This is a genomic window from Serratia sp. GW822-FHT06D09, from assembly GCF_058799515.1.
The window spans coordinates 299,005-308,099 of record NZ_JBXALO010000007.1 but is presented as its reverse complement, the minus strand read 5'-3'; the positions used below and the strand labels follow the sequence as shown (position 1 = coordinate 308,099).

Here is a 9,095-nt window from a genome sequence, read left to right as displayed (position 1 = left end):
CCCCTAAATGCAAAAAACTTTTCAAGCGCGGTATTTTTCGACAAAACGCTGCACAAGCCAGCGTTTTCGTCACTTTTCATACTGAATATGGCCAAACTCCTGGGCAAAACGTTCCACTTGCTGCCAATCGGTGTATTCCACTTCTTTACTGCTGTCTGTTTCACCCCCGGTCATACGCATAATAAGTTGAATCATTACGCGATCGAGCCAGCGATAACGTGGATAACGCAGTGCGCCGGCAAACACGGCGCACTGTTTTGGCTGCCAAGGCGACGCAAGCAGGAACTTGCGGGTATAAGCATTGGTCTGCGGGGAACGTTTGTCCGCTTTACGGGCGGTCAGGTTGACGCTAAAGAATGCGCTCGGCATCCGGTTCAATTGTTCAGCATGGCGTTTGACGAACTTTCCCAATGTCGGATGGAAATGACCATAACGCACCGATGCGCCAATCAATACCTGCTGATACTGCGTGAGGTCAATATTATCCGCCTGCAGCAAATCGATCACATCGCAGCGCAGCGTATCCTGCAGTTTGTTTGCTATATAAGATGCGATAGAACGTGTTTGCCCATCACGGCTAGAATAAAGAATCAGTGCCTTCACGGCGTTACTCCTTTTATCAAGGTCATTCGCGCCAGAACGTCGGCGTAAACAGAACCAGCAGTGTAAAGACCTCAAGGCGACCAAACAGCATCGTCAGAACCAGGATCCACTTTGCCGGTGCAGGCATGGTAGTAAAGTTATCCGCCACCACCCCCAACCCCGGCCCCAGGTTGTTCAGCGTCGCCGTCACAGCAGCGAAGGCAGAGAAATCATCCACGCCGGTTGCGATAATGGCCAGCATGCTGACGATAAAGACCAACGCATAAGCCGAGAAGAATCCCCATACCGCCTCCAGGATCCGTTCCGGCAGTGCGCGGTTACCCAATTTTATCGTGTAAACCGCGTTAGGGTGCACCAGCCTTTTTAGCTCACGCGAGCCCTGCAAATAGAGCAACAGAATACGGATCACTTTCAGACCGCCCCCCGTCGAGCCGGCACAGCCACCGATAAAGGCAGAGCAAAGCAGCAACATCGGCAAGAATAACGGCCATTTGGAAATGCTGTCGGTAGTAAAACCCGCCGTCGTCGCCATCGACACCACCTGGAAGAATGCCTGATTGAGCGTTTCCATACCGGTTTTGTAAACGCCATGCCCCCAGAGTACGCCGGTGCAGACCACCACCAGCGTCAACTGGACGGCGATAAACATGCGAAACTCAGGATCACGCCAGTACACTTTCAGGCTGCGTCCGCTCAACAAGGCAAAGTGCAGGCCGTAATTACAACCGGAGATCAGCAGGAAAATAGCAATAATGGTGTTGATGGTGGGACTGGCGTAGTAACCGATGCTGGCATCGTGGGTAGAGAAGCCGCCAATGGCGATGGTCGAGAAGCTATGGCCTATGGCGTCGAACATCGACATGCCGGCCCCCCAGAGCGCCAACGCGCAGGCAATGGTCAGCAGAACATAAATCAGCCACAGGGTTTTAGCCGTTTCGGCAATGCGCGGGCGCATTTTGTTATCTTTCAGTGGACCCGGCATTTCAGCCCGGTACAACTGCATCCCCCCGACACCGAGGATCGGCAGTATTGCTACGGCCAACACGATGATCCCCATCCCGCCCATCCATTGCAGCATCTGCCGATAGAACAAGATGGCTTTGGGTAACGAGTCCAACCCCACCAAGGTTGTCGCCCCCGTGGTGGTCAAACCGGAAAACGACTCGAAGAAGGCATCGGTCAGCGACAGGTTAGGCCGCTCCGAAAATAAAAACGGCAATGCCCCGACGCTGCCCAGCACCGTCCAGAACAGCACCACGATCAAAAAGCCTTCCCGCGGCTTCAACTCGTGCTTTTGTTTACGGTTAGGCCACCACAGCATCAGGCCAATGGTCACCGCCACAAAGAAGGTCTGGCTGAACGCCCGCCCTGCCCCATCGCGGTATATCAATGCCACCAGACCAGGAATAAACATCGTCCCGGAGAACAGGATGACCAACAAACCCACGATACGGGTAATAGCGCGAAAATGCATTTCAGCACGATCCTTAGCAATTCAGTTGGGGGGAATTATTGCGAAATGGGGGTTAATTGCAAATTACCGCGACTGAGATCACGTAATTTATTCCCGAACGCCTCAACGCCGGTGACCGGTAAAGCCAGATGCAGCACGACGGAGGCACCATATTCCCCCTGTACAATCCGCCCTTCTGTTTGCTGCAACAGATTTTCTACCAGCGCCAACTGAGCATAGTCGCATTGCAAAGTATATTCGGCCTGCGGGATCTTGTAGCTCACGGCCAACTGTTTTAATGCCTGCTGCACCCCGCTACCGTAGGCTCTTACCAAACCGCCGGTGCCCAACTTGATACCGCCGTAGTAACGTACCACTACGGCGGTGATTTCGCCTATGCCGCTGCCCATAAGCTGCGCAAGGATAGGTTTACCCGCCGTGCCGGAGGGCTCTCCGTCATCTGAGAAGCCTAATTGCTGAGAATCGGTCGGCGGCCCGGCGACAAATGCCCAGCAATGGTGCCGCGCTGCCGGGTGCTCATCACGTACCTGCTGGATAAACGCCTTGGCCGCATCAACCCCGCGGGTCGGCGCCAGCAGGGTGATAAAACGGCTCTTCTTGATTTCCTCGCTGACGCTAATGGGGCCTGCGGGGATCGGATAAGGCTGCATCAGGCCAGATTCAGATCGCGCGTCATGTTCTCAATGCGCTTTTCATGGATCACGATATTGTCTTCAATACGGATACCACCATAAGGTTTCAGCGCATCAATGCGATCCCAGGCAAAGTGTTGGCTGAATTCGCCGCTGCGCCACGGTGCCAGCAGGGATTCAATAAAGTAGAGGCCAGGTTCGATGGTCAACACCATGCCAGGTTGCAATACGCGGGTGCAGCGCAGGTATGGATATTTCGATGGCGCCGCCAGGTGGGTACCTTGTTCATCCTGCATAAAACCGGCTGAGTCATGTACCTGCAGGCCCAGAGGATGGCCCAAACCGTGCGGCAGGAATGGCGTGGTAAGACCTTGTTCCACCATGGCTTCTTCGCTGATACCGCTCACCAGTTTGTGGCTTTTAAGCAATTTGGCGATGCGCTGGTGCATCTGCACATGGTAATCGGTGTAACGCACACCGGCTTTGATGGTTTCCATCAGCGCCAACTGCTCGTTATTAAGATCTTTAACCAACTGGGCGAAATCGCTGCCGCTCTGGCCAGCATAAGTACGAGTCAGATCGGCCGCATAGCCGTTATATTCCGCACCAGCATCGATCAAGAAGCTCAGCATTTCAGCCGGCGGTTGGTGGTCCAGCGTGGTGTAATGCAGTACCGACGCATGCTCATTCAGCGCAACGATATTGTCGTAAGGCACATCGGTATCGCGATGGCCTGTCGCCGTGAGATAAGCCAGGTTGATATCAAACTCACTCATGCCTGACAGGAAAGCTTCGTGGGCAGCACGATGCCCCATAACCGCCGTCTTCTGCGCTTCACGCATGCAGGCCAGCTCGTAGCCGGTTTTGATTGAGCGATGGAAGTCGAAGTAGTTCAGCACCGCTTTAGGGTTAACGTTTTCTGCCGAAATACCGAGATCGCGAGCGCGCTGTTGCGCATAACCGATATAGCCCACGCGCTCACGCTGGGCTGGCAGCTGCTGAGCGATATCGTCAGCATTGGCCAGCGGTATCAGTTCAACAGATTTGGTCCAGAAACTGTCCGGCAGCGGCTCAACGCTATGCCAGTAATCGACCGGCGAATAGAACCACAGCTTCGGTTTGTTAACGCCGTCCACCCAAAGCCAGCAGTTTGGAACCGAAGTCACCGGTACCCAGGCTTTAAAATGCGCATTCACTTTGAACGGATAACTGCGGTCGTCCTGGAATATCCGCTGCAGTTCCCCTGAGTGAATCAGCAACGCGTCCAGTTTGTTGCGCGTTAACACTTCACGCGCGCGTTTTTGCAGTTCTGCCAGGTGGTCGTTATACAAAGAAGCCAGTGTTTCCATCACAATACCCTTTTACATACCATTAGAACGGAATGCCTCATCTTAGCACACCGTTCCTGCGTACCAACCTCATCGCCTCTGGCATGCGGGGCGCTTCGCAAATCACTGTAAATGTCGTTACATCCGCAGCTTAACAATTAACCAGGCGATAAAACCTGACGAGGCGATCGCGGCGGTCCACAGACCGTGATGCTCAAGCAAAACGGCACCGGCCGCAGCGATACCCGCCAGGCACTGCTGCAGAAACCCACACAACGCCATGGCATAGGCACCCTGCTCTTTGGCATCGCTGACGGCCATCGCCATACTGTTAGGGAACAATACCGCCTGGCCAAAAATCGTCAGGCAGTACAGCACAATGAATAACGCCATGCCGGAAAGCCCCACCAGCACACCGCTCCACCACAGCAGCATGATCGCGACGGTCGTCATAGCGACAATACTCGCTCCTACCTGCATTAGCCGTTTGCCGCCGAAACGCGCCACCGCCCGATTCACCGCCATCGCCCCGGTAAAGTAAGCTACGCCGATCACCAATCCCAGCGCCCCAAAGGCCGTCACGTTCAGACCAAACCCCTGCTGCATAATAAACGGGCTCACCTCTTGCAGGGTTACCGTAGTAGCGAACCCTAATCCACCGACGCATGCCGGCCAGAAAAATCCCGGCCGACGCAAAATGCGCCAATAGGCCGTGGCCATCGGCGGACGAGGCCCCGCCCCCCTGCCAGCTTCCAACGGCAGCGTCTGCATAAGCAGCAGGATCGCCAGCCCGGTGAGCCCCATCAGTACAAAGCCCATTTGCCAGTGCGAATATTGACTCAGCAACCCACCGATAAACTGCCCACCGCCCAACGCGGCGATAAAGGCAATCGACAATACCGAAAGGCGTCGTGCCAGCTCGTCGCCGCTCCAGTTATCGCGAACAATAATGCGTGCGATGATCGCGGCGCCCCCGGCGGCAATGCCCTGCAGTGCCCTCAGCACCAGTAATTGGGTGCCATTGCTGCAAAACGCCACCAGCGCGCTGCAACTGATAAACAACGCCAACGACAACGTCAGCGGCAGACGCCGCCCAAAGCGATCGGCCGCCGCGCCCCAGAACAGCACCGGTAGCGCGGCGCCAATGACGAATATTGATATCGATAGCTCGGTGGCGCGGCGCGTCATCGACAATTCCTGCATCACCGTCGGCAACGAAGGCAGATACACCGTTGTTGCCATCTGCGCCATGAAGACCAGCAAGCAGGCCAGCGTCATGGTTCTGGCGGGAAGACTCCAAAACCCACTCTGTTTTGCACATACCGCTTTACTCATTTCGCACCTCTGGGTGTTTAGCGCTTCGCTCCGGCAAGTGTATGAGGGGTTTCCCACACCAGCAAATCACCATAAGGCATAAAATATAACTTCGTTTTAAATCAAAATATTAACCCAGAGCCATGTGATCCGCCCTGCAAAAATGCAATCTCTTATTTGCATATTGTTAACATAAAAACCACACTCCTCATCATCTGGTCATACCAGATCAAACGCTGATTCAGGAGATAGACATGCTCTACCAAGGCGAAACATTACAACTGCACTGGCTCGACAACGGCATCGCCGAGCTGGTGTTCAATGCCCCAGGTTCTGTAAACAAGCTGGATACCCGCACCGTTGCCAGCCTGGGCGAAGCGCTCACGGTTTTGGAAAAGCAGACCGAGCTGAAAGGCTTGCTGTTGCGTTCCACGAAAGCCGCCTTTATTGTCGGCGCCGATATCACCGAGTTCCTTTCTTTATTTGCGGCTCCAGCAGAAAAACTGCAGGAATGGCTGGTCTTTGCCAATAGCATCTTTAACCGGTTGGAAGATCTGCCGGTACCGACCATTTCGGCCATTAACGGCTATGCGCTCGGCGGCGGTTGCGAATGCATTTTGGCTACCGACTTCCGCGTCGCTTCACCGGATGCACGCATTGGCCTGCCGGAAACCAAACTGGGCATCATGCCCGGTTTCGGCGGTTCCGTACGTCTACCACGCCTGTTGGGTAACGACAGCGCATTGGAGATCATCGCCGCCGGTAAAGACGTCAGCGCCAAAGACGCACTGAAGGTTGGCCTGGTAGATGCAGTGGTTGCCCCGGAAAAATTGGTCGATGCCGCGCTGAAAATGCTGCAACAGGCGATCGACGACAAACTGGATTGGCGCGCTTATCGTCAGCCAAAGCTCGAGCCATTGAAGCTTAGCCCAATCGAAGCCGCCATGAGTTTCACCACCGCCAAAGGCATGGTGATGCAAACCGCGGGCAAACATTACCCGGCACCGATGACCGCGGTCAAAACCATTGAGGCCGCTGCCAAGCTGGGTCGCGATGAAGCGTTGAAATTGGAAACCGCCAGCTTTGTGCCATTGGCCCGCTCCAAAGAGGCGCGCGCCCTGGTCGGCATTTTCCTCAACGATCAGTTTGTGAAAAGCCAGGCGAAGAAGCGGGCGTTGAATGCTGAAGCACCGAAGCAAGCTGCTGTGTTGGGGGCCGGTATCATGGGGGGCGGCATCGCCTACCAGTCCGCGCTGAAAGGCGTGCCGGTGATCATGAAAGACATCAGCGACAAATCCCTGACGCTCGGCATGAATGAAGCCGCCAAGCTGCTGAACAAGCAGCTGGAGCGCGGCAAGTTGGATGGCATGAAGATGGCCCAGGTGCTGTCGACCATTCAGCCAACGCTGGACTATGCCGGTATCGAGCGCGCACAGGTCATCGTCGAAGCCGTGGTCGAGAATCCTAAGATCAAGGCGGCAGTGCTGTCCGAAGTGGAAGGCCTGATTGGCGAGGATACCGTCCTGGCCTCCAATACGTCGACCATTCCGATTAATCACCTGGCGAAATCGCTGAAACGTCCGCAGAATTTCTGCGGCATGCATTTCTTTAACCCGGTACACCGTATGCCGCTGGTAGAAATCATCCGCGGCGAGCAGACCAGCGACAGCACTATCGCTGCGGTGGTGGCCTACGCCAGTCGCATGGGTAAAACGCCGATTGTGGTGAATGACTGCCCGGGGTTCTTCGTCAACCGCGTACTGTTCCCGTATTTCGCCGGTTTTAGCCTGCTGCTGCGCGACGGCGCGGATTTCCGTCAGATCGACAAAGTGATGGAAAAACAGTTTGGCTGGCCAATGGGCCCGGCTTACCTGCTCGACGTGGTAGGGATTGATACCGCGCACCATGCCCAGGCAGTGATGGCTTCCGGTTTCCCTGAGCGTATGGGCAAAGATTACCGTGACGCTATCGACGTGATGTTCGATAACCAGCGTTTCGGTCAGAAAAATCAGTTGGGCTTCTATCGCTACAGCCAGGACAGCAAAGGCAAGCCGCGTAAAGACAACGATGAGCAAACCGATGCCCTGTTGGCGACCGTCAGCCAGCCACGTCAAACCGTCAGTGACGAAGAAATCATTGCCCGCATGATGATCCCGATGATCAATGAAGTGGTGCGTTGTCTGGAAGAAAACATCATCGCCAGCCCGGCCGAGGCCGATATGGCACTGGTCTACGGCATCGGTTTCCCGCCGTTCCACGGAGGGGTATTCCGCTACCTGGATACGCTTGGCACCACCCATTACGTCGAAATGGCTCAGCGTTACGCGCATCTTGGCGCTCTGTATCAGGTGCCTGCCGGCCTACGCGCCAAAGCCGAACGTAATGAAAGCTACTACCCGGTGGCAGCGCCGCTGTCCGATGTCTCCACTGGCCAACCGGCATGAGGTCATAAAGATGGAAAACGTAGTTATTGTTGATGCCGTACGCACGCCGATGGGCCGCTCCAAGGGCGGAGCCTTCCGCCAGGTACGAGCCGAAGATCTTTCCGCTCACCTGATGCGTGCCGTACTGAGCCGTAATTCGGCGTTGGACGCAGCCGAAATTGACGACATTTACTGGGGTTGTGTGCAACAGACGCTGGAGCAGGGCTTTAACATCGCCCGTAACGCTTCGCTGCTGGCTGAGATCCCACACAGCGTACCGGCCGTAACCGTTAACCGGTTATGCGGCTCCTCCATGCAGGCGCTGCACGATGCAGCGCGCGCCATTATGGTCGGCGACGCGCACGTCAGCCTGATTGGCGGCGTCGAACATATGGGCCACGTGCCGATGAACCACGGCGTGGATTTCCACCCGGGGCTCAGCCGCAGCGTGGCAAAAGCCGCCGGCATGATGGGCCTTACTGCCGAGATGCTGGCCAAGATACACAATATCAGCCGTCAGATGCAGGACGAGTTCGCCGCGCGTTCACACCAACGTGCGCATGCCGCCACCCTGGCCGGCTACTTCAAGAATGAAATTATTCCCACCACCGGCCACGACGCCGACGGTGTGCTGACACGTTATGACTTCGACGAAGTGATCCGCCCGGAAACCACCGTTGAAAGCCTTGCGGCACTGCGCCCGGCATTCGATCCGGTCAACGGCACTGTGACCGCCGGCACCTCTTCGGCCTTGTCCGACGGGGCATCCGCCATGCTGCTGATGAGTGAATCTCGTGCCAAAGCGCTCGGTCTGAAAGCCCGTGCACGCATTCGCTCAATGGCGGTCGTCGGCTGCGATCCGTCCATTATGGGCTACGGCCCGGTGCCTGCCAGCAAGCTGGCGTTGAAGCGCGCCGGCCTGACCGTGCAGGACATCGACCTGTTCGAACTGAACGAAGCCTTTGCTGCACAGTCATTGCCATGCATCAAGGATCTGGGCCTATTGGACAGCATCGATGACAAGATCAACCTGAACGGCGGCGCCATTGCGCTGGGTCACCCGCTGGGTTGCTCAGGTTCCCGCATCTCTACCACCCTGCTGAACAACATGGAACGCCGCGATGTGCAGTTCGGTCTGGCGACCATGTGTATTGGCCTGGGCCAGGGGATTGCCACCGTCTTTGAACGCGTTTAGCTGTGTCTATTTGACCTGACTGCGTCACACTTTAAACCGCAGCACGCCAACAAGTTTAGTTGCCGTACTTCCCGCCTGTCAGGGGCGGGTTTTTTTATGCCTGAAATCCGCAGACGGCCAATAAAA

At 55.9% G+C, this 9,095-nt stretch carries 7 protein-coding genes; 2 read left to right on the top strand and 5 right to left on the bottom strand.

The features are described from left to right. Positions 1-69: 69 nt before the first annotated feature. From hemG to AC1RKG_RS18300, 5 genes are all read right to left on the bottom strand, one after another. Entirely contained in the window at positions 70-603 is a 534-nt protein-coding gene (gene hemG / locus AC1RKG_RS18320) for a menaquinone-dependent protoporphyrinogen IX dehydrogenase (RefSeq protein WP_020824857.1), read from the bottom strand. Between the two features lie 22 nt (positions 604-625). Continuing rightward, positions 626-2,077 (bottom strand): Trk system potassium transporter TrkH, encoded by a 1,452-nt coding sequence (trkH, locus tag AC1RKG_RS18315; protein WP_020824856.1) that lies wholly within the window; start codon positions 2,075-2,077, stop codon positions 626-628. Positions 2,078-2,112: 35 nt separating this feature from the next. Then, positions 2,113-2,727 carry an IMPACT family protein gene (locus AC1RKG_RS18310; protein ID WP_142816103.1) on the bottom strand — a complete coding sequence of 205 codons (615 nt, stop codon included), beginning with the start codon at positions 2,725-2,727 and terminating at the stop codon, positions 2,113-2,115. Beyond that, positions 2,727-4,058 (bottom strand): Xaa-Pro dipeptidase, encoded by a 1,332-nt coding sequence (gene pepQ / locus AC1RKG_RS18305; RefSeq protein WP_020824854.1) that lies wholly within the window; start codon positions 4,056-4,058, stop codon positions 2,727-2,729. Before pepQ ends, AC1RKG_RS18310 begins: the two co-directional genes overlap by 1 nt. A gap of 117 nt (positions 4,059-4,175) precedes the next feature. Further along, positions 4,176-5,372 (bottom strand): MFS transporter, encoded by a 1,197-nt coding sequence (locus AC1RKG_RS18300; protein WP_493183556.1) that lies wholly within the window; start codon positions 5,370-5,372, stop codon positions 4,176-4,178. A 233-nt stretch (positions 5,373-5,605) separates the two neighbouring features. Between AC1RKG_RS18300 and fadB the strand changes: the two genes are divergently transcribed. Both fadB and fadA read left to right on the top strand, forming a co-directional pair. Next, complete coding sequence (gene fadB, locus AC1RKG_RS18295; protein ID WP_122076595.1) at positions 5,606-7,795, top strand: fatty acid oxidation complex subunit alpha FadB; 2,190 nt, start codon at positions 5,606-5,608, stop codon at positions 7,793-7,795. A 10-nt stretch (positions 7,796-7,805) separates the two neighbouring features. Beyond that, a complete protein-coding gene (gene fadA / locus AC1RKG_RS18290; protein ID WP_020824851.1) occupies positions 7,806-8,969 on the top strand; it encodes an acetyl-CoA C-acyltransferase FadA in 1,164 nt (387 codons plus the stop codon). The last annotated feature ends 126 nt before the right edge of the window (positions 8,970-9,095 follow it).

Excerpts from the sequence above, each read along its gene's own strand:
- trkH (WP_020824856.1), bottom strand. The coding sequence starts at position 2,077 with ATGCATTTTCGCGCTATTACCCGTATCGTGGGTTTGTTGGTCATCCTG.
- AC1RKG_RS18310 (WP_142816103.1), bottom strand. The coding sequence starts at position 2,727 with ATGCAGCCTTATCCGATCCCCGCAGGCCCCATTAGCGTCAGCGAGGAA.
- pepQ (WP_020824854.1), bottom strand. The coding sequence starts at position 4,058 with ATGGAAACACTGGCTTCTTTGTATAACGACCACCTGGCAGAACTGCAA.
- AC1RKG_RS18300 (WP_493183556.1), bottom strand. The coding sequence starts at position 5,372 with ATGAGTAAAGCGGTATGTGCAAAACAGAGTGGGTTTTGGAGTCTTCCC.
- fadB (WP_122076595.1), top strand. The coding sequence starts at position 5,606 with ATGCTCTACCAAGGCGAAACATTACAACTGCACTGGCTCGACAACGGC.
- fadA (WP_020824851.1), top strand. The coding sequence starts at position 7,806 with ATGGAAAACGTAGTTATTGTTGATGCCGTACGCACGCCGATGGGCCGC.